We start from the raw sequence: 26,636 nt of genomic DNA, 5'->3' as shown, positions 1-26,636 counted from the left end.
CCTGTGGGTTACTGTATGTATGTACAGTATATGCGACAGGTAAAAAGATCAACCACATTTTCTCTTCTGTTGACTGAAATCTGTACTTCATTTTTCCCCTTCAGATCGGCAGATTGGCGAGTATGACTTGATGTCGGTATGCATATGATGTGAATTCATGGTTGAAAACATTTTAACTTGAGTGAATTTTTCTCCCCTGTAAGAGTGTTATCCGTTTTGGATGTACTACCGATGCTAAGTATTCTGGTTTCTTTTGTTATTAATATTTATCAAATACTTTACCTTTCGGCATTTTGACTTCATTGAGCGATATTTTTTTGAAAGCGGCTCGCAAAAACATAAGTTGGTTAAAATGAAGACATAATTCATCTTGCCGCATCAAGAGAAGTCACTTATTTTCTTAATTAGCGGATCCGTTAACGAAACTATTTTTTATTTACATGATTAACAAAGGAATAATCATGAAGAAATTTCCAGGTCTACGGATTCAACAGTTCCGGAAGTGCTTGTCATCATTAGGAAAAATAAGTTGTCGGCCTTTATTTGGCGGCTATAGTCTGGCGATAGATAATACCGTTTTTGCTATGGTTGCTGAGGGGGAAATTTATCTTAGGGTTTGTGAGCAGAGTGCGGAGTATCGCGTTGAACATAAAACCCCTCTTTTGATAATGCGAAAGAATGGTCGACCAGCTGCACTGAAATATTATCATATAGATGAAGCGCTTTGGCGTGACAGCAATATGCTTTTCCAGCTATCAGTTTTTTCATTTCAGACCGCACGTAATGAAAAGCAAAAGCAGAAAAGCTCAGGGAGATTAAAAAATTTGCCAAATATTAGTTTCCACATGGAGCTGCAGTTGATTAATTCAGGCATTCCTGATGAAAAAACGTTGCGCGAAATTGGAGCGAAAAAAGCCTGGCTGAGGCTATTAAGATTGAATAAAGCGCTAACGGTCAATGTGCTTTATTCGTTAGCTGGGGCAATCAATGGCGTGCATGCCGCCACACTCCCGATGCAACTGCGTCAGGACCTCGAAGAGTGGGCGGTAGAGCAGCAACGAGAGATAGGGACTTACTCAGGTTGAACCTCGACCTGTCGCTGTAGCCGACATATTTCTGGCAGCAGCGCCAGCAGTAATCCAATTTGCTGGAGCACCAAAGGCTCTTTGCTGTCAGCTCGAGGATCAAGGTGCTGGATCCGGGTCTGCAAGCTTGCCAAAGCTTGCTGTACCCGCAGTTCATCAGCGGGTGTATGGTGCAGCGCATCATCAACATAGCAAACGGCATCGTCCAGCAGCGCCAGAATATCCGGTGTTGTCAGTTTTTCCCGATGGGCACCCAACGCTGAAATATAGCTGGTAAAAGTATGGTTCAGACACAGTAAGCGGAATGCGGTTTCTCGCATCGCTGAGTCAGCTCTGGGTTCAGTGGACAAATTTGAGACTACTGATGCCAGTTCACCGTCTCGGTTATGCGCCGCACGCCGTGCGATACGATAAGCCAGGCGGTTGTCACGTCCCTGATGATATTGCTCAAGAATGGCATCCAGATATCGGCAGTTGGCGTTGATTGCCTGTTCGAGGACTCGCGGTAAATTGCGAAATTTCCAGTCGGGCCAAATAAAACTTACGGCTGCCCAGGCGATCGCACAACCGATCAACGTGTCAAATATACGTGGTAAGGCGACTTCAAAGCCTTCACCCAGCAGGTTAAAGCATAACAGGACCAGCAGGGTAATAAACATCGTTGCGTGGGCGTATTGTACGTTGCGAAAAGCAAAGAACAGCACGCCAGTCAGAACAATCAGAAGTAGCTGGCCTTCTACTGAAGGTACCAGGAGCAGGATCGGGAGTCCTATCGCAACCCCAACCAGCGTACCGATTATTCTTAATGCCAGCCGGTGGCGCGTGGCGTTGTAGTTTGGCTGGCAAACAAACAGGCTGGTCAGCAATATCCAGTAGCCGTGGTTCAGCCCGGTAAGCTGAATAAAGGCGTAGCCCGCGCACAGGACTAACGACATCCGAACCGCGTGACGGAATAGAGCTGACTCCGGTGACATGTTATTGCGCAAACGTAGCCAGATATCGCTAAAACCGTTAGGTTGATCGTCAGCGAGCAGATTTTCAGTATTGTTATTGGTCTGTACGGTAGTCTGTACGGATTCAATGGTCGCCAACTGGGCATCTATCGCTCGCAGGTTATTGAGCAAAAAGCCGAGCGCCTTAAGCTGTTCCGTAGGTGCTCCGCTAGCCCGTACGCGATCGAGTGCGGCATCAAGATGCATAAATGCCCGTTCAAAGTGGGCATCGTGTTGATAGGGTTCGCGTAGCAGGATAGCGCGTGAGAGTTTTTGGCATGCCTGCGCCTGCATAGACAACATACGCTGAAAGCGAAACATCACGTCGCTATAGCGAAAGTGGTCGCGCAACGTTTGGTACTGAATATGCGATGAGCTGGCGCGTTCGTGAATATCCTGAGCCACGAAGTAATACTGCAAAGTGCGGCGGGTACCGCGCTGGCCGCGATCGCCGCGTAGACGAGTCAGCAGAGAGACTTTGGTCTGATTCAGCGTGGTAACTAGCTGGCCGTTGGCTATTGCCAGATCGTACAGCGGCGCCTGGCTTTCATCTTCGATATCCGGATCAAACAGCCGCGATTTAAGCTCCAGATAGTGAGCCAACTGCTCGTAACTGCGGGCCAGATTGTCCTGAAGAGGGCGGATAGGGAAGATAAGATGTCCGGCTAGGGTAAGTAAGTTATACCAGACCGCACCGGCTAACAAAAACAACGGCTGGAGGTACCAATGGCTGTAAAGCGTTACGCCCAGCATGGTATAGATAGCAATTAATAAAGCACCAAAGGCGATTGTTGCATAGCGTTGTCCTAATCCACCGAGCAAAATAAAGCCTATAGTGGAGAGGGTCAGGCCAATCGCAAACAGCCAGGGCCAGGGAAAGAGAAGCTCCACCGATGCCGAAGCGATAAAGAAGCACACCAGAGTGATGGCCAGATTGCGCAGACGTCCTGTCAGGCGGTCATCAAGGTCAGTCAACGCCGCAGCCACTACTCCGAGTGTTAAGGGAATAGTCAGTTTTACTTCACCAATCCACCATGGAAATGCAGTCGTGCCGCAGAGTGCGATAAAGATCCTGATGTTATATAACCAGGCGCTGTTCCAGGTATAGCGGCGTAGCAGGGGGCTAAGCATTTCTTTGTTCCATCCAATTACTGAAAGCGGCGACGGGCATTGGCTTCACGCGCGGCGCGGGCGGTCTCAACAGAAACGACTCGACGGCCCACTGGCCACAAAGCAATTGCGGCGATTTTAAAATTGGCGATACCGACCGGGATGCCGATGATGGTCACACATTGTGCAATACCACAGAAGATATGCATCAGACACAACCACCAGCCAAAGAAAATAAACCATAATATATTCAGTAGCGTACCGCCCGCGTTCAACAGGCTATTCTTTCCTTGAGGTTCAAGTTCATCAACATGAATCGCTTCATTTCCGTATGGCAGCAAAGAGAGCTTGGTAATCTCCCAGCAGGAACGCGTGAGCGGTAGTGTAAAGATCAAAATGATACTCACTAGTGTTGCCAGCAACCAGCCGAGCGTGGTGGCGAAACCGCCAAGGATAAAGTTTAAAATATTCAGAATGGTACGCATAAACCCTCTGTTTAATCCTGTGGATAATAAGACTCGCCCATTGTAGCGTTTTTTACGCTGGAGCACTCGGCCACTGGCGGTTAAACTTAAAAACAACCAACCTGATTGAAATTCGACATTATATGGAACTTAAAGCGACAACATTAGGCAAACGCATGGCGCAGCATCCTTATGACAGGGTGCAACTCCTCAATGCCGGAGTAAAGGTTTCCGGCGACAGCCATGAGTATCTTATACCTTTCAATCAGTTATTGTCGGTTCATTGCAAGCGCGGATTGGTATGGGGCGAACTGGAATTTGTCCTGCCAGATGATAAAGTTGTGCGTTTGCATGGCACCGAATGGAACGACACGCAGCGTTTTTATCATCATCTGAATACTCTCTGGCAGCAGTGGAGCGCGGAAATGAGCGACATTGCTGCCGATCTACTTCGCCAGCAGTTGGCAGAAGTGGCGCGTTCAAGCGCTGAGGGTAAATGGCTAACTCGCCAGCAGGTGACTGATATTCAGAGTAAAATCCGAAGTGCGCTAAGTGGATTACCTATGCCGACTGGTCGCCTTGAGGCTTTCGATAACTGCCGTGAACTGTGGCGGCAGTGCCTGGGCTGGCTGAGTGATACGGAAAAGGCCAGGCTCGCTCATAATCAGGCATTTACTGAATCGATGCTGGAACAGTACCGTGGCTTTTTTGCCAGCGTGGAATCATCACCACTGAACCCGGCGCAAGCCCGTGCGGTGGTGAACGGTGAGCGATCGTTATTAGTTCTGGCCGGTGCCGGAAGCGGTAAGACCTCCGTTTTGGTGGCGCGTGCGGGCTGGTTACTGACGCGTGGCGAAGCCGCAGCCGACCAGATCCTGCTGCTGGCATTTGGTCGCCAGGCGGCACAGGAGATGGATGAACGTATCCGTGAGCGTTTGAGCACAGAAGAGATATCCGCTCGTACTTTTCACTCCCTGGCCCTGCATATTATTCAGCAAGGCAGTAAAAAAGTGCCAACGATCAGTAAGCTGGAAAGCGATACCGCTACCCGACAAAAGCTATTAGTGCAGAGCTGGCAGCAGCAGTGTCAGGAGAAAAAAGCGCAGGCGAAAGGTTGGCGGTTGTGGCTGGAAGAGGAGATGGACTGGCAGATTCCGGAAGGGGATTTCTGGCAGGACAAAAAGCTCCAGCGTCGGGTGGCGAGTCGCCTCGACCGTTGGGTCAGCTTGATGCGAATGCACGGAGGATCGCAGGCCGAGATGATTGCGGGGGCGCCGGAAGAGGTGCGCGATCTCTTTGGCAAACGGGTCAAGCTGATGGCACCGTTGCTCAAAGCGTGGAAAACGGCGTTAAAAGATGAGAATGCCGTCGATTTTTCCGGCCTGATTCATCAGGCGATTAATATTCTTGATAAAGGGCGGTTTGTCAGTCCATGGAAACATATTTTGGTTGATGAGTTTCAGGATATCTCTCCGCAGCGTGCATCATTGTTGGCAGCGTTGCGTCGGCAAAATACGCAGACCACGCTATTTGCCGTCGGCGATGACTGGCAGGCTATCTATCGTTTCAGCGGCGCTCAACTTTCCCTGACGACGGCCTTTAATCACTATTTTGGTGAAGGTGACTGTTGCGCGCTGGATACCACCTACCGCTTTAATGGCCGGATAGGCGAAGTAGCCAACGAGTTTATTCAGCAAAATCCACACCAGTTAACCAAACCGTTAAATAGCCTGGTCGCAGGGGATAAAAAGGCAGTGACATTATTGGCCGAGGACAAACTCGACGAGTTGCTGGATAAACTGAGCGGTTATGTCAAACGCGAACAGCGAATTTTGCTGCTGGCCCGTTACCATCATTTGAAACCTACGGCGTTGGAGAAAGCCGCAACACGCTGGCCGCACCTGCAGCTTGATTTTATGACTATCCATGCCAGCAAAGGGCAACAGGCGGATTACGTTATTGTTTTGGGGCTCCAGGATGGGGATGATGCATTTCCGGCACCGGCGCGTGAATCGATAATGGAGCAGGCATTGTTACCGCAACCGGAAGATTTTCCTGATGCCGAAGAACGACGTTTGCTGTACGTCGCAATCACGCGTGCTCGTTTACGCGTTTGGCTGCTATTTAACAAACAACAACCTTCACCGTTTGTCGAAATGTTAGAGGCGCTGGATGTACCAATAGCGAGAAAACCATAACAACTGGCGGCCTGGCCGCCAGCGCGGTTTATTTCAGACGATCGGCGAGATAGCGCTGATAATCCGGGATCAGAATATCAACAGGATCGCTGAAGTGTGGAGACTGAATAATAAAGTCAGCGGTAGAAGCATTGGTAGCGACCGGGATGTTCCATACCGTTGCCAGACGTAATAGGGCTTTAACATCCGGGTCGTGCGGCACCGCATTCAGCGGGTCCCAGAAGAAAATTAGCACATCTATCTTACCTTCCGAAATCAGTGCGCCCACCTGCTGGTCGCCGCCCATTGGACCACTCAGAAGTGCCTGAACCTCAAGCCCGGTTGCGCGGGCGACGAGGTTACCGGTCGTGCCGGTTGCTGATAGCGTATGTTGAGCCAGCAGTTGCTGGTGGCGCCCAACCCATTTCATCAGCATATCTTTACAGTGATCGTGAGCAACCAGCGCGATATGTTTGCGCGCGGGTAATGTACGTATTGTCAGTTCCATTATTTCATTCCACATTTTGGCCTGCAGACAGATTACTGGAAGTGGCTGCTGCTGCAAGCGCCAGGGTGAAAAAATTTGATGTATCTGTAGGTTAGAGTGGATGGCTGGTTCAGCCGGATTAGCATACACTTGGGCTAAATAGCAGGAGGATGAAAATGAAAGAGAACGATATCGCAGGAATTCTAACCTCGACTCGGACCATTGCGCTGGTGGGCGCGAGTGACAAACCTGACCGTCCAAGCTACCGGGTGATGAAATATCTTCTGGAGCAGGGGTACCACGTCATCCCAGTTTCCCCCAAGGTTGCGGGCACTACGCTGCTGGGGCAAAAAGGATATGCAACGCTTGCCGATGTGCCGGAAAAAGTAGACATGGTCGATGTTTTCCGCAATTCGGAAGCGGCGTGGGGCGTTGCGCAGGAGACCGTGGCTATTGGGGCGAAAACGCTGTGGTTGCAGTTGGGCGTTATAAATGAGCAGGCCGCGGTTCTGGCGCGTGATGCCGGGCTTAATGTGGTGATGGATCGCTGTCCGGCAATTGAGATCCCACGACTAGGATTAGCCAGATAAATCCAAAGCCGCGCAAGACGGCAATGCTGAGCAGTTAAGGAACGGTTGACCGAGTTTAACTGCGGCACAATAACGGCTTCCATGAAAGGGAGCCGTTTTCTTTTAGCGATATTTATTAAGTTATTTATGGTAAGTGTTTTAATTAAAACTACATCGAAACGTTTCTTTATTTTAAAGTAAAACGAACGCCAGTCTAAATTTTACTTTTACGCGTTGTCTTCCCGTTTTTAACTGGCAAGTTTTGTCTCTTTTTCTTTCCTTATTCTTAAAATCTCCTCCGCCAGGCAATTTATTTTTCTGAATAAACCACTGTGAGTGTAGGGCTTATCTGTTATGATTTTTTTTAAACTTTAAAAAAAACTGTCGCTTTTTATCTGTTATTTACATGACTAATATCACAGATATTTTTGAATCAGTGGTTAAATGGATGTTTCTCAATATGAGAAATGTATTATTCATGATTTTATCTTTATTGTAATAACCGTGAGCAACCGTTTTTCTTATGGTCGCTATTAACATCTCAAAATGTAAGCGTATTATTTTAATTGTATGTAAAATAACGTTTTTATGTTATTTCAGGATGTAATTTTCTTATTTTGTCATGCTCTTGCGGGACTCCAGGAACTGGTATATCTAATAAGATGGATTATTAAGAATTATCTCATACCTCTGACTGCGTCTTCATCTCAAGGGTGCAACCTGATGAAAAATATAAATGTGACAGTGAAAGAAACGGGTGTCGAACGCACCGTTGATGGCAATCTAGTTAATCTAAATACGCAGTCAGTGGTTCTCCTGCATGTCAAGCGTGAAGAGATTAGTTCATATGCCCGGCAAGGTAATGATCTTGTTCTAAAACTCCATAACGGTGACACCGTTACAATTAAAAACTTTTTCGTTGTGGATGAGCATGGACAGCACAGTGACCTGGTTCTTATGGACGATGAGACGGGCGCATTATGGTGGCTGGAGGGCGCGGGTACTGATGGTGCCCATTATTCTCTGATTAGCGATCTTTCAGAAGTCATTGCCACCGGTGGTGCAGGGCAAAGCATTGCCGGTTGGGCCATGGCGGGTGCGGCTCTACTGGGCATTGCGGCGATGTTTGCCGGTACTTCAAATAAAGATCACCACTCCTCAATTTCTCCTGATGATTCAGATTCTGATAGTGACTCGGATAGCGACAGTGATGCGGATTCGGATAGTGACTCCGATGCCGATAGCGATGCGGATTCTGACAGCGACTCGGACTCCGACAGTGACTCTGATGCCGACAGCGATGCGGACTCCGACAGTGACTCGGATTCGGACAGTGATTCTGACAGTGACTCTGATTCCGACAGTGACTCGGATTCGGACAGTGATTCGGATTCTGACAGCGACTCTGACAGCGATGCAGATTCGGATAGCGACTCAGATACAGAATTACCTACCGCGGCCCAGAACATAACGGTCAATGACAATGTGGGGCCTATCACCGGTGTGCTGCATTCCGGTGATGTCACCGATGATACAACCCCGGAGATTAAAGGGACGGCGGAAGCTGGCACCACGATAACGATTTATGACGGTGATACCGTACTAGGTTCTGTCGTTGTAGGTGAAGATGGGCACTGGAGTTTCACTTTGCCGGAACTGAGCGAGGGTACTCACAGCCTGAGCGCTACGGTGACCGATAAAGCCGGAAACGTCAGCGAGCGTTCGCCAGCCTTTGTGCTGACGATAGACTCAACTGCGCCGGATGCCAGCGATCTTCAGGTAACCGACGATGTTAACCAGCACACCGGCCCGCTGAGCAGCGGGGATCTGACCAACGACGCCACACCGACCCTGAGCGGCACGGCGGAAGCGGGCAGTACCGTCACAATTTACGACGGCGATACCGTGCTGGGCACGGTCGTGGCAGGTGAGGACGGCTACTGGAGCTATACTCCGGACGCGCTGGGTGAAGGTGCCCACAGCCTGAGCACCACGGTAACTGACAAGGCCGGGAATACCAGCGGGCACTCGCCAGCCTTTGAGCTGACGGTGGACACGGTGGCGGCCCCGGTCAGCGATCTTGTGGTAACCGACGACGTTAACCAGCACACCGGTCCGCTGGTCAGCGGGGACCTGACCAACGACGCCACGCCGACCCTGAGCGGCACGGCGGAAGCGGGGTCCACGGTGACGATTTATGATGGCGATACCGTGCTGGGCACCGTGATTGCGGGCGAAGACGGTCACTGGAGCTTTACTCCGGATGCGCTGAGTGAAGGCACTCACAATTTGAGCACCACGGTAACTGACAAGGCCGGGAACACCAGCGGGCACTCGCCAGCCTTTGAGCTGACGGTGGACACGGTGGCGGCCCCGGTCAGCGATCTTGTGGTAACCGACGACGTTAACCAGCACACCGGTCCGCTGGTCAGCAGGGATCTGACCAACGACGCCACGCCGACCCTGAGCGGCACGGCGGAAGCGGGCAGTACCGTCACAATTTACGACGGCGATACCGTGCTGGGCACCGTGATTGCGGGCGAAGACGGTCACTGGAGCTATACCCCGGCAGCGCTGGGGGATGGTGCCCACAGCCTGAGCACCACGGTGACGGATAAAGCCGGGAACACCAGCGGGCACTCGCCGGCCTTTGAGCTGACGGTGGACACGGAGGTGGCTCCGGTCAGCGATCTGGTGGTAACCGACGACGTTAACCAGCACACCGGTCCGCTGGTCAGCGGGGATCTGACCAACGACGCCACGCCGACCCTGAGCGGCACGGCGGAAGCGGGCAGTACCGTCACAATTTACGACGGCGATACCGTGCTGGGCACCGTGATTGCGGGCGAAGACGGTCACTGGAGCTATACCCCGGCAGCGCTGGGGGATGGTGCGCACAGCCTGAGCACCACGGTGACGGATAAAGCCGGGAACACCAGCGGGCACTCGCCAGCCTTTGAGCTGACGGTGGACACGGAGGTGACCCCGGTCAGCGATCTGGTGGTGACCGACGACGTTAATCAGCACACCGGCCCGCTGAGCAGCGGGGATCTGACCAACGACGCCACGCCGACCCTGAGCGGCACGGCGGAAGCGGGTTCCACGGTAACGATCTACGATGGCGACACCGTGCTGGGCACGGTCGTGGCAGGTGAGGACGGTCACTGGAGTTTTACCCCTGCAGCGCTGGGGGACGGTGCCCATAGCCTGAGCACCACGGTGACGGATAAAGCCGGGAACACCAGCGGGCACTCTCCGGCCTTTGAGCTGACGGTGGACACGGAGGTGGCTCCGGTCAGCGATCTGCAGGTGTTTGATAATGCAGGCGAAGAAACAGGTATTCTGAACAATGGCAACGTCACTGATGATGACACGCCAACGTTGAGCGGCACGGCAGAAGCCGGTAGTACAGTCACAATTTACGACGGCGATACCGTGCTGGGTACCGTGATTGCGGGCGAAGACGGCCACTGGAGCTTTACCCCGGATGCGCTGAGTGAGGGCACTCACAATTTGAGCACCACGGTGACCGATCTGGCCGGGAACGTGAGTGAGCGTTCTCCGATATTTGAATTGATAGTCGATCTCAGTGATGACTCGGATGCTGATGCTGACAGCGACTCCGATAGCGATTCAGATTCCGACAGTGATGCGGACTCCGACAGCGACTCCGATTCTGACAGCGATTCCGATTCCGACAGCGACTCCGACAGCGACTCCGACTCCGACAGTGACTCGGATTCTGACAGCGATTCGGACTCGGACAGCGATGCGGATTCTGACAGTGATTCTGATTCCGACAGCGATTCCGATTCGGACAGCGATTCTGATTCCGACAGCGATGCGGACTCTGACAGTGACTCGGATTCGGACAGCGATTCCGACTCTGACAGCGACTCCGATTCCGACAGTGACTCGGATTCTGACAGTGATTCGGACTCTGACAGCGACTCGGACTCTGACAGCGACTCGGATGCTGACAGTGACTCGGATAGTGACAGTGACTCGGATTCGGACAGTGATTCTGACTCGGACAGCGATTCAGATTCTGACAGCGATTCAGATTCTGACAGTGACTCGGATTCGGACAGCGATTCGGACTCGGACAGCGATTCTGACTCTGACAGCGACTCGGACTCTGACAGCGACTCCGATTCTGACAGTGATTCCGATTCGGACAGCGATTCTGATTCCGACAGCGATGCGGACTCTGACAGTGACTCCGATTCGGACAGCGATTCTGACTCTGACAGTGACTCGGATTCGGACAGCGACTCCGACTCTGACAGCGACTCGGATTCTGACAGCGATTCCGACTCCGACAGCGACTCGGATTCTGACAGCGACTCGGATTCGGACAGCGACTCGGATTCTGACAGCGATGCGGACTCTGACAGTGACTCGGATTCTGACAGCGATTCCGACTCCGATAGCGATTCTGACTCTGACAGCGATTCGGACTCTGACAGCGATTCGGATTCGGACAGCGACTCGGATTCTGACAGCGACTCGGACTCTGACAGCGACTCGGATTCCGACAGCGATTCTGACTCGGACAGCGACTCGGATTCCGACAGCGATTCGGATTCGGACAGCGATTCCGACTCCGACAGCGACTCGGATTCTGACAGCGACTCCGATTCTGACAGCGATTCCGACTCCGACAGCGACTCGGATTCTGACAGCGACTCGGATTCTGACAGCGACTCGGATTCTGACAGTGATTCGGACTCCGACAGTGACTCGGATTCTGACAGTGATTCCGACTCCGACAGCGACTCCGATTCCGACAGCGATTCGGATTCAGACAGCGATTCCGACTCCGACAGCGATGCGGATTCTGACAGTGACTCGGATTCTGACAGTGACTCGGATTCGGACAGTGATGCGGACTCTGACAGCGATTCTGATTCCGACAGTGACTCGGATTCGGACAGCGATTCGGATTCCGAAGCCCCTGCAGCAGCTGAGAACATAACGGTTAATGACAATGTAGGTTCCATTACCGGTGTGCTGCATTCCGGAGATGTCACCGATGATACAACTCCGGAGATTAAAGGCACGGCGGAAGCGGGTTCCACGGTAACGATCTACGATGGCGACACCGTGCTGGGCACGGTCGTGGCAGGTGAGGACGGTCACTGGAGCTATACTCCGGACGCGCTGGGTGAAGGTGCCCACAGCCTGAGCACCACGGTAACTGACAAGGCCGGGAATACCAGCGTGCACTCGCCGGCCTTTGAGCTGACGGTGGACACGGAGGTGGCTACGGTCAGCGATCTGCAGGTGTTTGATAATGCAGGCGAAGAAACAGGTATTCTGAACAATGGTAACGTCACTGATGATGACACGCCGACGCTGAGCGGCACGGCAGAAGCCGGCAGTACAGTCACAATTTACGACGGCGATACCGTGCTGGGTACCGTGATTGCGGGCGAAGACGGCCACTGGAGCTTTACCCCGGATGCGCTGAGTGAGGGCACTCACAATTTGAGCACCACGGTGACCGATCTGGCCGGGAACGTGAGTGAGCGTTCTCCGATATTTGAATTGACAGTCGATCTCAGTGATGACTCGGATGCTGATGCTGACAGCGACTCCGATAGCGATTCCGATTCGGACAGCGATGCAGACTCTGACAGCGATTCCGACTCCGACAGCGACTCGGATTCTGACAGTGACTCCGATTCGGACAGCGATGCCGATTCGGACAGCGATTCCGACTCCGACAGCGACTCCGACTCCGACAGTGACTCGGATTCTGACAGCGATTCGGACTCCGACAGTGACTCCGACTCGGACAGCGACTCGGACTCTGACAGCGACTCCGATTCCGACAGTGACTCGGATTCAGATAGCGACTCGGATTCTGACAGCGACTCGGACTCTGACAGCGATTCTGATTCCGACAGCGACTCGGATTCGGACAGCGACTCCGACTCCGACAGCGATGCGGACTCGGACAGCGACTCGGATTCTGACAGTGATTCCGACTCTGACAGCGACTCGGATTCGGACAGCGATTCTGACTCTGACAGCGACTCGGACTCTGACAGTGATGCCGACTCCGACAGCGATTCCGACTCGGACAGCGATTCGGACTCTGACAGCGACTCCGATTCCGACAGCGACTCGGATTCTGACAGCGACTCCGACTCCGACAGCGATTCCGATTCGGACAGCGATTCTGACTCTGACAGCGACTCGGATTCAGACAGCGACTCGGATTCAGACAGTGACTCCGATTCCGACAGTGATTCCGACTCTGACAGTGACTCGGATAGTGACAGCGACTCGGATTCCGATAGCGACTCGGACTCTGACAGCGATTCTGATTCTGACAGCGACTCGGACTCCGACAGCGATTCGGACTCTGACAGTGACTCGGATAGCGACAGTGATTCCGACTCCGACAGCGACTCGGACTCCGACAGTGACTCCGACTCTGACAGCGACTCGGATTCGGACAGCGATTCGGACTCTGACAGCGACTCGGATTCTGACAGCGACTCCGACTCCGACAGCGATTCCGATTCGGACAGCGATTCTGACTCGGACAGCGACTCGGATTCTGACTCGGACAGCGACTCCGATTCCGACAGTGATTCCGACTCTGACAGCGATTCTGATTCCGACAGCGACTCGGATTCGGACAGCGACTCCGACTCCGACAGCGATGCGGACTCGGACAGCGACTCGGATTCTGACAGTGATTCCGACTCTGACAGCGACTCGGATTCGGACAGCGATTCTGACTCTGACAGCGACTCGGACTCTGACAGTGATGCCGACTCCGACAGCGATTCCGACTCGGACAGCGATTCGGACTCTGACAGCGACTCCGATTCCGACAGCGATGCGGACTCTGACAGCGACTCGGATTCGGACAGCGACTCGGATTCTGACAGCGACTCGGACTCTGACAGCGACTCTGACTCCGACAGCGACTCGGATTCGGACAGTGATTCGGATTCCGACAGCGACTCCGACTCTGACAGTGACTCGGATTCTGACAGCGACTCGGATTCGGACAGCGATTCTGATTCCGACAGCGACTCGGATTCGGACAGCGATTCTGATTCCGACAGCGACTCGGATTCGGATAGTGATTCGGACTCTGATAGTGACTCGGACTCCGACAGCGATGCGGACTCTGACAGCGACTCGGATTCGGACAGCGACTCGGATTCTGACAGCGACTCGGACTCTGACAGCGACTCTGACTCCGACAGCGACTCGGATTCTGACAGCGACTCGGATTCTGACAGCGACTCGGATTCGGACAGTGATTCGGATTCCGACAGCGACTCCGACTCTGACAGTGACTCGGATTCGGACAGCGATGCGGACTCTGACAGCGACTCGGATTCTGACAGCGACTCCGACTCTGACAGCGATTCTGATTCCGACAGCGATTCGGACTCTGACAGTGACTCCGATTCCGACAGTGACTCGGATTCGGATAGTGATTCGGACTCTGACAGTGACTCGGATTCGGACAGCGATTCTGACTCCGACAGTGACTCGGACTCGGACAGCGACTCCGATTCTGACAGCGATTCCGACTCTGACAGTGACTCGGATTCCGACAGCGACTCTGATTCCGACAGCGACTCGGATTCTGACAGTGATTCGGACTCTGACAGCGACTCGGATTCGGACAGCGACTCCGACTCCGACTCTGACAGTGACTCGGATTCAGACAGCGATTCTGACTCTGATAGCGACTCGGATTCGGACAGTGACTCCGACTCTGACAGCGACTCGGATTCGGACAGCGATTCCGACTCCGACAGCGACTCGGATTCGGACAGCGATTCTGATTCGGACAGCGACTCGGACTCCGACAGCGATGCGGACTCGGACAGCGACTCGGATTCAGACAGCGATGCGGACTCTGACAGCGACTCGGATTCGGACAGTGATTCGGATTCCGACAGCGACTCGGACTCTGACAGCGATTCGGATTCGGACAGCGACTCGGACTCTGACAGCGATTCGGATTCGGACAGTGACTCGGATAGCGACAGCGATTCCGACAGTGATTCGGACTCCGACAGCGACTCGGATTCCGACAGCGATTCCGACTCCGACAGCGATTCGGACTCCGATAGCGATTCGGATTCTGACAGCGACTCGGATTCGGATAGTGATTCGGACTCTGACAGTGACTCGGATTCGGACAGCGATTCTGACTCCGACAGTGACTCGGACTCGGACAGCGACTCCGATTCTGACAGCGATTCCGACTCTGACAGTGACTCGGATTCCGACAGCGACTCGGATTCGGATAGTGATTCTGATTCCGACAGCGACTCGGACTCTGACAGCGATTCTGATTCCGACAGCGACTCGGACTCTGACAGCGATTCTGATTCCGACAGCGACTCGGATTCCGACAGCGATTCGGATTCTGACAGTGATTCGGACTCTGACAGCGATTCGGATTCGGACAGCGATTCGGATTCAGACAGCGACTCGGATTCTGACAGCGATTCCGACTCCGACAGCGATTCTGATTCCGACAGTGATTCGGATTCTGACAGCGACTCGGATTCGGATAGTGATTCGGACTCCGACAGCGATTCGGATTCTGACAGCGACTCGGATTCCGACAGCGATTCGGATTCGGACAGCGATTCCGACTCCGACAGCGACTCGGATTCTGACAGTGATTCTGATAGCGATAGCGACTCGGATTCAGACAGCGATTCCGACTCCGACAGCGATTCGGACTCTGACAGCGATTCGGACTCTGACAGCGATTCGGACTCTGACAGCGACTCGGACTCTGACAGTGACTCGGACTCTGACAGTGACTCGGATTCCGACAGCGACTCGGACTCGGACAGCGACTCGGACTCGGACAGCGACTCAGATTCCGACAGCGACTCCGACTCCGACAGCGATGCGGATTCTGACAGTGATTCGGATTCAGATAGTGATTCGGATTCGGACAGCGACTCGGATTCCGACAGTGACTCCGACTCTGACAGCGACTCGGACTCCGACAGCGATTCTGATTCCGACAGTGATTCGGATTCGGACAGTGACTCGGATTCCGACAGCGACTCGGATTCGGACAGCGACTCTGACAGCGACAGTGATGCCGATTCAGATAGCGACTCTGATATCCCGCAGGCCAACGCGGATACCAACACCGCGCTGATCGTGGAGAACCATGACAATCTCGAAGGTTTAAGCGGTACGGTGACCCAGTTGACGGGCGTGAATGTGCTCGGTCTGGTGGATGTTTCGCTGCTTAGCGGCAACGATTTTGACTTTACGGTTGCGAGCGGAACGACCCAGGATGTGGCGCTGGATATTTCCGGTGACACGATCCTCAGCTCGGCGGCGCTGCTCAATACGCTACTGCTTCTGCTGGGAGGCACGAACACCTTCCAGGCCGATCTCGCGGTGATTAATACCGTGACCGGCGAGGTGGTTGCGGTTGCGTCGAATGCGGTGACTATCACTGCGGGAGGCGTCAGCCTGGACTACAGCGGTAGCGCCAGCTTCAGCGATCTGCCGGCAGGTAACTATACGGTAGTGATTTCGTCGCCGACAACGACCGGACTCCTGCCGACACTGGTGAACTTCCTGGCCAATATCAGCGTAGTGACTGCGGTGGATGTAGCGGTGACCGACTCTGTAGGATACGAATCCGCGATTATCCACGGCAACGTGCTGCAGACGGACGCAGGTGGAGATGTGGGTGATATCGGCACAGGTATTACGGTGACCAGCATCGTGGCGACATCGGTGCAGGGGGCAACGGCGGAGCCGGTCAGTTCGGGCGGGACGGTCATCAATGGTGCCTACGGTACGCTAGTGATCTATGCCGACGGGACTTACACCTATCATGCGACGGGGGATGCTGATTCTGTTGGTCAGACGGAGGTCTTTACCTACACCATCACGGATGCTGATGGCGATACGGCAACAACGACGCTGACGATCAACATTGGTCTGGCTGATGATACGGATAGCGACGCAGATTCGGACAGCGATTCGGACTCTGACAGCGACTCGGATTCGGACAGCGATTCGGACTCTGACAGCGACTCGGATTCCGACAGCGACTCGGATTCGGATAGTGATTCGGACTCTGACAGTGACTCGGATTCGGACAGCGACTCGGACTCTGACAGCGACTCGGATTCCGACAGTGATTCGGATTCCGACAGCGACTCCGACTCTGACAGTGACTCGGATTCGGACAGTGACTCGGACTCTGACAGCGACTCGGATTCGGATTCGGATAGTGATTCGGACTCTGACAGTGACTCGGATTCGGACAGTGACTCGGACTCTGACAGCGACTCGGATTCGGATTCGGATTCGGATTCGGATAGTGATTCGGACTCTGACAGCGATTCGGATTCGGACAGCGATTCTGACTCGGACAGCGACTCGGACTCCGACAGTGACTCCGACTCGGACAGCGATTCGGATTCGGACAGTGACTCGGACTCTGACAGCGATTCTGATTCCGACAGCGACTCGGACTCTGACAGCGATTCTGATTCCGACAGCGACTCGGACTCTGACAGCGATTCTGATTCCGACAGCGACTCGGATTCGGACAGTGATTCGGATTCCGACAGCGACTCGGATTCGGATAGTGATTCGGACTCTGACAGCGACTCTGATTCCGATAGCGATTCGGATTCTGACAGCGACTCGGACTCGGACAGCGACTCGGACTCCGATTCCGATTCAGACAGTGATTCCGACTCCGACTCCGACTCCGATAGCGATTCGGATTCGGACAGTGACTCGGATTCGGACAGCGATTCTGACTCTGACAGCGACTCGGACTCTGACAGCGATTCCGACTCTGACAGTGATTCGGATTCGGACAGCGATTCTGACTCGGACAGCGACTCGGATTCGGATAGTGATTCGGATTCAGACAGTGATTCCGACTCTGACAGCGACTCGGATTCCGACAGCGATTCGGACAGTGATTCTGATTCTGACAGCGACTCGGACTCTGACAGCGACTCGGATTCGGACAGCGATTCGGACTCTGACAGCGACTCGGACTCTGACAGCGACTCGGACTCTGACAGCGACTCGGATTCGGACAGCGATTCTGACTCTGACAGCGACTCGGACTCTGACAGCGATGCGGACTCTGACAGTGACTCGGATTCCGACTCGGACAGCGATTCTGACTCTGACAGTGATTCTGACTCTGACAGCGACTCGGACTCTGACAGCGATTCTGATTCCGACAGTGACTCGGATTCCGACAGTGACTCGGATTCTGACAGTGATTCGGATTCAGATAGTGATTCGGATTCTGACAGCGATTCGGATTCGGACAGCGATTCTGACTCAGACAGCGACTCGGATTCCGACAGCGATTCGGACTCTGACAGCGACTCGGACTCTGACAGCGATTCCGACTCCGACAGCGACTCGGATTCTGACAGCGACTCGGATTCCGACAGCGACTCGGATAGCGACAGCGATTCGGATTCCGACAGCGACTCGGATAGCGACAGTGATTCGGACTCTGACAGCGACTCGGACTCTGACAGCGACTCGGATTCGGACAGCGATTCGGACTCTGACAGCGACTCGGATTCCGACAGTGACTCGGATTCTGACAGCGATTCAGACTCGGACAGCGACTCCGATTCAGACAGTGACTCGGATAGCGACAGCGATTCCGACTCCGACAGCGATTCGGATTCTGACAGCGACTCGGACTCCGACAGCGACTCGGATTCAGACAGCGATTCTGATTCCGACAGTGATGTCGAGGCTATCCCAGATAGCAACAGCCCGGACGTTGTGGCACTGGAAGGTAACCTGAACAGTTACGGCGGCACCAGCGGCCAACTGGTTGGCGTGACGTTACTCAGCTCCGTGGATGTCTCACTGCTGTCAGGTAGTAACTTCCGCTTCAGCGTTGGCTCTGGAACCGTCGAAGATATGACGGTATCGGTGAGCGGTAACTCGCTGTTAACGGTTAGCGGATTACTGACCACGATCGTCAACCTGCTGGGGGCTGGAAACACGCTGAATGCCGATCTCTCGGTCGTGAATACCGCTACCGGTGAGGTGGTAGCGATTGCGGCAAATAGCGTGTCTATCTCGGCGAGCCTGATTGGCGGACTCACCTATAGCGGCACGGCGTCCTTCGCGAACCTGCCAGCGGGCGATTACACCATGGTCATCTCTTCGCCGAATAGTACCGGCACCCTGGTATCGCTGATAAACGCGCTGGCTGCGGCTCAGGTGGCAACCTTCGTCAATGTTGATGTGACGGACTCCGTAGGCTACAGCGTTGGGGCCATTGAAGGCAATGTGCTGGATACCACATCCAGCGGGGATATGGCGGACAGCGGCAGCGGAATCACGGTCACAAGTGCAGTCTCTGATTCGGTTCAGGGGTCAACCGCCGTCACTGTGACTGGCGCAGGCGTCAATATAACCGGCGCTTATGGGGTGCTGACGATTCACTCTGATGGCAGCTATAGCTACCAGTTGACCAAAGGCGGGGCCGCCATCGGTAAATCGGACGTCTTTAGCTACACCATAACCGATGCCGGGGGTCACACCTCCACAACATCGTTGACTATCAATATTGGAGGAAATATCGAACCGGCACAGGCCAATCCGGATACGCAGGATACGGATGTGACCTCGATTTACGACACTCTTAATGGAGAAAGCGGTGCTATCGGACAGCTTGTCGGGGTTTCGCTGCTGGGTTCAGTCGATGTTGGCCTGCTTAACGGTAACACTTTTGATTTTAATGTAGCCGCTGGTTCGAGCGAAAAAGTGCAGCTTGCTGTTTCAGGAAGTGCCGGGCTCAGTGTGGCAGCGATCCTGAGCCTGCTGGGTGGCGCCTCGTCCTTTACGGCGGATCTCTCCATCGTCGATAAGGCTACCGGTCAGGTTGTCGAAGTGCTGTCGAATGCGGTCAGCATTAATGCGAGCGGTATTAACCTGGTCTATAGCGGAGGCGGCTGGACTTCCATGTTGCCTACAGGCTCCTACACGGCAATTGTCTCTTCACCATCGACAACAGGGATCCTGAAATCACTGCTGGACCTGAACCTGGGGACCTATGTCAACGTATCGGTCGCCGATTCTCAGGGTTATCACACGGATAGCCTTGCGGGTAACGTACTGCAAAGCGACGTTGGTGGTGATGTTGCGGATACTGGGGTAAATATCAAGGTGGCGAGCGTAACGGCTACCTCGGTTAACGGATCCGAACCCGTGTCGGTAAGCAGCAGCGGAACGACGATAGCGGGTGCCTGGGGGTCGTTGACTATCCATAGCGACGGTAGCTATACCTACCAGCCGAATGGAGGCCTCAACGGTGCAGGTAAATCGGATGTCTTTACCTACACCATCACCGATAGTCTGGGGCATACGGCGAGCACTACGTTGACGATTGATATCAACGGCGCACCTTCGCAGGCGGTGGATGACCAGGTATCGATGAACGTGGCTACGGCACTGGCAGCAGCGGTGATAACACCGTATGTCGCGACAAATCTCAGCGTGGCGGCGACGCAGGTGAATGGGGGGCAGTCGGTTAACGGCGTCACCAGAACGATGAACTTTACCGTTGCCGCGGATCACGAACTGGATAACCCGGCAATAACTCTGAGTCTGGCGGGGACCAGTCGGGTTCCGATCACTGGGCTGGGACTGAATGCATCACTGACAGGGACGATAACGATATCGCAGATTGTGACCAATAGTGATGGTTCAACGACTACGGTGGTAGTGCAGACTCAGAACTACTCGCAGTCGCTGACAGGTGCACTGGCAAGCAGCGGGAGTGATAACGACACTGTTACCTTCTCCGGGCTACATCTGGCTGAGGGTAACTACACGCTGACGGTTTCGCACAATCTGACATCGACGCTGAATGTGACCTATAGCTCGTCAGCTACAGTGAACGGAAACCTGGTCGATACCGCAACGCACTACACCGTTGCGCAGTCGGTGACGGGGAATATCCTGAACGGTTCGGGATCCGGCGGAGTCGATGATACCTACGGTGCTTACCATAGTGGGTTTACCATCTCCGGCAAGAACGGTTTGGGTAATGCCGATTCCTGGACCTTCCACAATGACGGCACTATCACCAATGGTAGTGGAGCGACAGTTAGTAACGTACAAGTGACGGGTCAGTATGGCGTGCTGACGATAACAGGCTCCGGCGCATATACCTATGCACTGAAAGCAAATGTTGATGTATCAACCATGACCAGTAAGGAGATCTTCAACTATACCCTGAACGATAATGGCAGCCCGGCGTCTACCGGACACCTGACCATCGATCTGCATCCGCAGATTGGCGGCAGCGTGAACGGCGATGATATCCACAGTACCGCTTATAACGATACCTTCACCATGGGTGTCGGGGCCGATACGGTGGTTTACAACCTGTTGGCTGATGACAATACCGGCGGCAACGGCAGCGATACCTGGAAGGACTTCTCGGTGGCGCAAGGGGACCACATAGATGTATCGGCGCTGCTGGTCGGCTGGGATGGAAACAGCAGTAGCCTGGGCAACTATGTCACTCTGAGCTACGTCGGCAGTAATACGGTGGTATCAATCGACCGCGACGGTGGGGCTGGCAACCATCAATCAACAACCTTAATTACGCTGGAAGGAGTACATATCAATACGCTCAACGAGCTGCTTGATACCAATAACTCCAACTAAGGCGTATTACACCGATGACAGCACAGGGAAGTGCTGTCGAGGTTATTTTATCGCGGAGGAATGAATTCGGGCAGTGAACCGGGAAATAGCAGACTATCATTTAATAAAAACAATGATGCGGAAATCATGATATCCGTTTTTTCAGTGCGTGCTTTCTGAAGGGTAAATTTGATGCGCCTATTTAAACAAAAAGGGATTGTCATAACCTGCGGCTATACCGCCTTATTTATTTCACTCAACCCTGCATTTGTGGTGAATGCAGAAAGCTCATATTTAATGCCAAATGATATTAGTAGCCAGCGCTTAACCGATAGCCAGCAGATAGCGGGGTACAATGAAGAGATTATTAATAACCAAACCCGAATGTCCGGCCCGCTTGATATTAAAAAAGCGGTGAAAAATGCAGTCAACTGGCATCCATCTATTACTCAGGAGGTGAGTAAGCTCCAGGAAATGGCGCAAAAGGTGGATGTGGCGAAAGCCAAATATTACCCGCAAATCAGTGCGGGTATGAATAATGGTTATACAAACTCTTATTCTGATGCCGGATATACACCATCACTGGTGGTATCGGTATCGCAAATGCTCTACGACTTCGGCAAAGTTTCCAGTTCGGTCAGAGCCGCGGACTCCGGCGTGGCCCAACAGCAGGCCACCGTCATGCTGAATATCGATCAGGTCGCTCATGATACCGCCGGGGCGGTGGTGCAGGTGCAGGGTTACCAAAAGCTGGTTGACATCGCCAAAGCGCAGGTCGATTCGCTTAAACAAATTGGCGACCTTATTCGTCAGCGCAACGATGCGGGCGCGTCTTCGTTATCGGATGTTGTGCAAACCGATACCCGCGTGGAAGGGGCGCAATCCACGCTCTTGCAATATAAGGCGGCACTCGAACGCTGGAAAGCCACGCTGGCGACCTATATCGGCATCGGCGGGATCGCCACGGTAACGGATGAGGTGCCTCCGGGGATGGATGCCGCTTGTGCGGTATCCAAAATTGATTATCGATCTGTTCCCGCAGTATTAGCCGCGCTGGCTCAGGCAGGCCAGGCTCAGGCGCAGTTGGATAACGCCAACGCGCAAATGCTGCCGACCATCTCCCTTGAACCTGAGGTCACGCACTATCTCAACGACAATTACGCCAACAGCGCGGCGCTCAATAAAACGCAATATTCCGCCTGGGTTAAGGTTCAGATGCCTATCTATCAGGGCGGGGCGATGACCGCCTCCCGCGACGCTGCCCAGCAAGGCCTGGCGGCGGCTAATGCGGCGATTAGAACTGCGCAACTGGACGCCAGCCAGAAACTGAACGCCTCTCGCGATGAAGCCGTTAACCTTGCTCAATCGCTGGGTATTCAGAAACGCCAGCAGCAGCTAGGGGAGCAAACCCGGGCGCTGTACCAGGATCAATATCTCCAGCTGGGTTCGCGCCCGCTGCTGGATCTGCTCAACGTCGATCAGGAAATTTACCAGGCCAGATTTAGCCAGGTCCTGACGGAATCGCAACTGCGCTCCCTTGAACTGGACTGCCTGTTTAGTACCGGCAAGATGCGCACGGTGTTCGCGCTGGAAAATCAAAATATCCAGGGCGTGGAGATCCGCCCATGACCACTCAAAATGAACGCGAAGGGGTGCCGCATTTGCTCGATTGGGCCAATGCCATCGCCTTTATCGCTAACCACTACCGGCAAAGCTTTTCACCCGGAACGCTGCATGCCGCCGCCGAGTGGGCAACGCAGAAGACCCTGCCGGAGGCGCTCCGGCATCTGGCGCGCCATGCCGGGCTAAACTGCCAGTTTTTATCCGCCACCGACCAGCGAATGTCGGCCTGGCGTCTGCCGCTGGTCATTCAGCTTCGCGATGGACAGATTGCGGTTATTGAAAGCTTTGACGTGAACAATGCGGTCGGAGTGCGGTTTGTGAAAGAGCTTTCGCTGCTCAGCTATTGCCCGCTGGAAACCCTGCTGCCGGAAATAGAACAAACAATTGCTTTTCGCCCGTCGGCGCCGGAAAAGGACATTCGCAGCGAAAGCTATTTGACCCGCTTCCAGCCGGACTGGTTGCGCAAGATCGTTCTGAAAGATATTCGCCCCTATATGCATGTGATGCTGGCCTCGTTCGCCATTAACGTTCTTGCGCTGAGCGGCATTCTTTTTTCGATGCAGGTTTATGACCGGGTGATCCCGGCGCAATCTTATCCCACCTTATATGTCTTGTTCAGCGGCGTGGTGCTGGCGGCGATATTTGCCTTTGCGTTGAAGATCATGCGCGGGCACGTGACGGATCTGCTCGGTAAACGTGGGGATATTCGCGTATCGGACCGGGTTTTCGGTCACGCGTTACGCCTGAAAAACAACGCGGTGCCGCGCTCGACTGGGAGCTTTATTTCGCAGATCCGCGAACTGGAGCAGGTGCGCGAAATGATGACCTCAACGATGATGACTATCGTGGCGGACCTGCCGTTCTTTTTACTCTTCCAGGTGGTGCTGTTTATTGTCTCGCCGTGGCTGAGCTGGATTGCGCCGGTAGCGACGCTCCTGATGATCCTTCCCGGCCTGTTATTGCAGCGTAAGCTCGCCGCGCTGGCAAATAAGAACCAACATGAAAACACCTTACGTAACGCTATTCTGGTGGAAAGTATTCAGGGCCTGCAGGATATCAAAATGATGCAGGCGGAAAGTCGCTTTTTGCATCAGTGGAATAGCTATATCGCCATTACCGCCGAGTCCGGTGTCAAAACGCGCAAGCTGACACACGGCCTGGTGAGCTGGGGAATGTCGGTACAAAACCTGCTCTATGCCGTGGTGGTGGTGGTCGGTGCGCCGCTGGTGATCAGCGGCGATATCACCACCGGGGCGATGGTGGCGGCATCGATGTTATCGACCCGTATGGTGGCGCCGATGACCGCGCTGTGCGGCGTGCTTGCCCGCTGGCAGCAGGTGAAAACGGCGAAAGCCAGCCTCGACAATCTGATGGCGCTACCGGTGGAAGGCGGCCAGGATGAACCCCGCGTTCATCGTGCTGTGCTGCACGGCAACTACGAGTTTCGTCAGGCGGAATTTCGCTATGGCCTTAACGACGCCACTGTCCCGCTGCGCATTAACCAATTATCCATTAAAGCCGGAGAGAAAATCGCCATTCTCGGGCGTATCGGCGCCGGTAAATCAACCTTGTTGCAGGCGATGATGGGCAACGTCGAGCTGGCTTCCGGCGAGCTGCGCCTGGATGACCTGAGCCTGCCGCAGATCGATCTTGCGGATATTCGCCGCAACGCCACCTTGTTGACTCAGGAAGCGCGTCTGTTCCACGGCACGCTGCGTGAAAACCTGATGCTTGGACGCCCGGCAGCGACCGATGATGAAATCTTCTCGCTGTTGACTTTGTGCGGTGCGCTGGAGTTTGTGCGCAAACTGCCCCTTGGTCTTGAACACGTCATTATGGAGGGCGGGCTGGGGCTTTCCGGCGGTCAGCGGCAGTCACTGCTGCTCGCAAGAACGCTGCTGCGCGACCCGAACATCATCCTGCTCGATGAACCGACCTCGTTTTTTGACGAGCGCACGGAAAAAGCCTTTGTGGATCAGTTGGCGCAATGGGCCGGAGAGAGAACGATGATTATCGCCACCCATAAAGCCGCAGTCCTTAATATTGTTGACCGGATCCTGGTTATTCAGGACGGACAGCTGGCGCTGGATAAACCGAAAGCAACCGTTTTTGAACAAGAGAAAGCTCGCGCTCAGGTGGTGAATATATGAATAAGCCGGGCAATGTTGTATTACCAGCGCTGACTGATAACGACCCGGTCGCGCTGCTGCCGGATAGCGAAGAAGATGAAGCGAAGATCGTCAAATCGCGTCGGTTAATTTTGGTATTGGCAATGATGCTACTCGTCGGTGGCGTCTGGGCATGGTTCGCGGTATTGGACGAAGTCTCCACGGGCACTGGCAAAGTGATCCCCAGCTCCCGCGAGCAGGTGATACAGACTCTCGATGGCGGCATTTTAACCGAGCTGAACGTGCGGGAAGGTAGCAAGGTTAAAGCCGGGCAGGTAGTGGCTCGTCTTGACCCGACCCGCAGTGAATCTAACGTGGGCGAAAGCCAGGCGAAGTACCGCGCTTCGCTGGCCGCCAGCATTCGCTTAACCGCTGAGGTTAACAACCAGCCGCTGGTATTTCCCGACACGCTGAAAGCCTGGCCCGCGCTGTTGGCGGAAGAGACTCGCCTGTACCATAGCCGTAAGGATCAGCTGATCAAATCCACGCGTCAGTTGGATGAGTCGCTGAAGCTGGTCAATAGCGAACTGGCCATTACCGAAAAGCTGGCAAAAACCGGAGCGGCGAGCAATGTTGAAGTGCTGCGCCTGCGCCAGCAGGTGGCGGATATTGGCTTTAAAAAAATCGATATCAACACGCGCTATTTTGTTGACGCTCGTGAACAGCTATCAAAAGCCAATGCCGACGTCGCCAGCCTGGCGGAAGTGATTAAAGGTCGCGCCGATTCGGTCACCCGCTTAACGGTGCGTTCGCCGGTGCAGGGAATTGTTAAAAATATCAAGGTCAACACTATTGGTGGGGTTATTGCGCCCAACGGTGAGTTAATGGAAATTGTCCCCATTGACGGACGTTTATTAATTGAAGCACGGATCTCACCGCGCGATATCGCGTTTATTCATCCCGATCAGCAGGCGCTGGTAAAAATTACCGCCTATGATTATGCCATCTACGGTGCGCTGGAAGGTGTGGTGGAAACAATCTCACCGGACACGACCCAGGATGAGGCTAAACCGGATATTTACTACTATCGGGTGTTTATTCGCACCGATCACGATTACCTGGAAAATAAACACGGCAAACGCTTTTTAATTGGTCCAGGGATGATTGCCACCGTCGATATTAAGACCGGTGAAAAAACGGTGATGGATTATCTGGTTAAACCGTTTAATCGGGCAAAAGAAGCTTTAAGGGAACGCTAATTAAAGTGCGAACTTCTTTCCGGTGGCGCTGCGCTGACCGGGCTACGGGTTTACAGCCGTCTGCTGGCCGGTAG

General features: G+C 53.8%; 10 protein-coding genes. 7 read left to right on the top strand and 3 right to left on the bottom strand.

Annotated elements, in window-relative coordinates; translation table 11 throughout:
- Nucleotides 1-461: 461 nt before the first annotated feature.
- Complete coding sequence (locus ACMYSL_RS18650; RefSeq protein ID WP_434659434.1) at nucleotides 462-1,085, top strand: TfoX/Sxy family DNA transformation protein; 624 nt, start codon at nucleotides 462-464, stop codon at nucleotides 1,083-1,085.
- On the opposite strand, the gene yccS is transcribed toward ACMYSL_RS18650, so the two are convergent.
- Both yccS and ACMYSL_RS18640 read right to left on the bottom strand, forming a co-directional pair.
- Nucleotides 1,073-3,208: a YccS family putative transporter gene (yccS, locus tag ACMYSL_RS18645; RefSeq protein WP_304257746.1), complete on the bottom strand. Its 2,136-nt coding sequence runs from the start codon at nucleotides 3,206-3,208 to the stop codon at nucleotides 1,073-1,075. The two genes, ACMYSL_RS18650 and yccS, sit on opposite strands and share 13 nt — an antisense overlap.
- Nucleotides 3,209-3,225: 17 nt before the next feature.
- On the bottom strand, nucleotides 3,226-3,672 hold the full coding sequence (locus tag ACMYSL_RS18640; protein WP_110275078.1) for a YccF domain-containing protein: 447 nt from the start codon (nucleotides 3,670-3,672) through the stop codon (nucleotides 3,226-3,228).
- A 122-nt stretch (nucleotides 3,673-3,794) separates the two neighbouring features.
- On the opposite strand from ACMYSL_RS18640, the gene helD reads away from it, so the two are divergent.
- Nucleotides 3,795-5,849, top strand: coding sequence for a DNA helicase IV (gene helD, locus ACMYSL_RS18635; RefSeq protein ID WP_182237679.1), 2,055 nt, complete (start codon nucleotides 3,795-3,797; stop codon nucleotides 5,847-5,849).
- Nucleotides 5,850-5,877: 28 nt separating this feature from the next.
- Here helD and mgsA read toward each other — a convergent pair whose 3' ends face one another.
- The gene (mgsA, locus tag ACMYSL_RS18630; protein ID WP_112214596.1) at nucleotides 5,878-6,336 is read right to left on the bottom strand and encodes a methylglyoxal synthase; all 459 of its coding nucleotides are present in this window, start codon (nucleotides 6,334-6,336) and stop codon (nucleotides 5,878-5,880) included.
- Nucleotides 6,337-6,491: 155 nt separating this feature from the next.
- On the opposite strand from mgsA, the gene ACMYSL_RS18625 reads away from it, so the two are divergent.
- The 5 genes from ACMYSL_RS18625 to ACMYSL_RS18605 all read left to right on the top strand — a co-directional run bounded on the left by ACMYSL_RS18625 (nucleotide 6,492) and on the right by ACMYSL_RS18605 (nucleotide 26,562).
- Nucleotides 6,492-6,905, top strand: coding sequence for a CoA-binding protein (locus tag ACMYSL_RS18625; RefSeq protein ID WP_434659430.1), 414 nt, complete (start codon nucleotides 6,492-6,494; stop codon nucleotides 6,903-6,905).
- Nucleotides 6,906-7,607: 702 nt separating this feature from the next.
- Nucleotides 7,608-21,593, top strand: coding sequence for an Ig-like domain-containing protein (locus ACMYSL_RS18620; RefSeq protein WP_434659428.1), 13,986 nt, complete (start codon nucleotides 7,608-7,610; stop codon nucleotides 21,591-21,593).
- Nucleotides 21,594-21,764: 171 nt separating this feature from the next.
- Nucleotides 21,765-23,201 (top strand): TolC family outer membrane protein, encoded by a 1,437-nt coding sequence (locus ACMYSL_RS18615; protein ID WP_181482792.1) that lies wholly within the window; start codon nucleotides 21,765-21,767, stop codon nucleotides 23,199-23,201.
- A complete protein-coding gene (locus ACMYSL_RS18610; RefSeq protein ID WP_182237681.1) occupies nucleotides 23,198-25,345 on the top strand; it encodes a type I secretion system permease/ATPase in 2,148 nt (715 codons plus the stop codon). The genes ACMYSL_RS18615 and ACMYSL_RS18610 overlap by 4 nt, the downstream gene beginning before the upstream one ends.
- Nucleotides 25,342-26,562 (top strand): HlyD family efflux transporter periplasmic adaptor subunit, encoded by a 1,221-nt coding sequence (locus tag ACMYSL_RS18605; RefSeq protein ID WP_112215306.1) that lies wholly within the window; start codon nucleotides 25,342-25,344, stop codon nucleotides 26,560-26,562. Before ACMYSL_RS18610 ends, ACMYSL_RS18605 begins: the two co-directional genes overlap by 4 nt.
- Nucleotides 26,563-26,636: the final 74 nt, after the last annotated feature.

This window comes from Klebsiella sp. MISC125, from assembly GCF_051131775.1.
Lineage (GTDB): Bacteria > Pseudomonadota > Gammaproteobacteria > Enterobacterales > Enterobacteriaceae > Klebsiella.
Note: the sequence above shows the minus strand (reverse complement) of the source record. Positions and strands in the feature narration are given on the sequence as shown.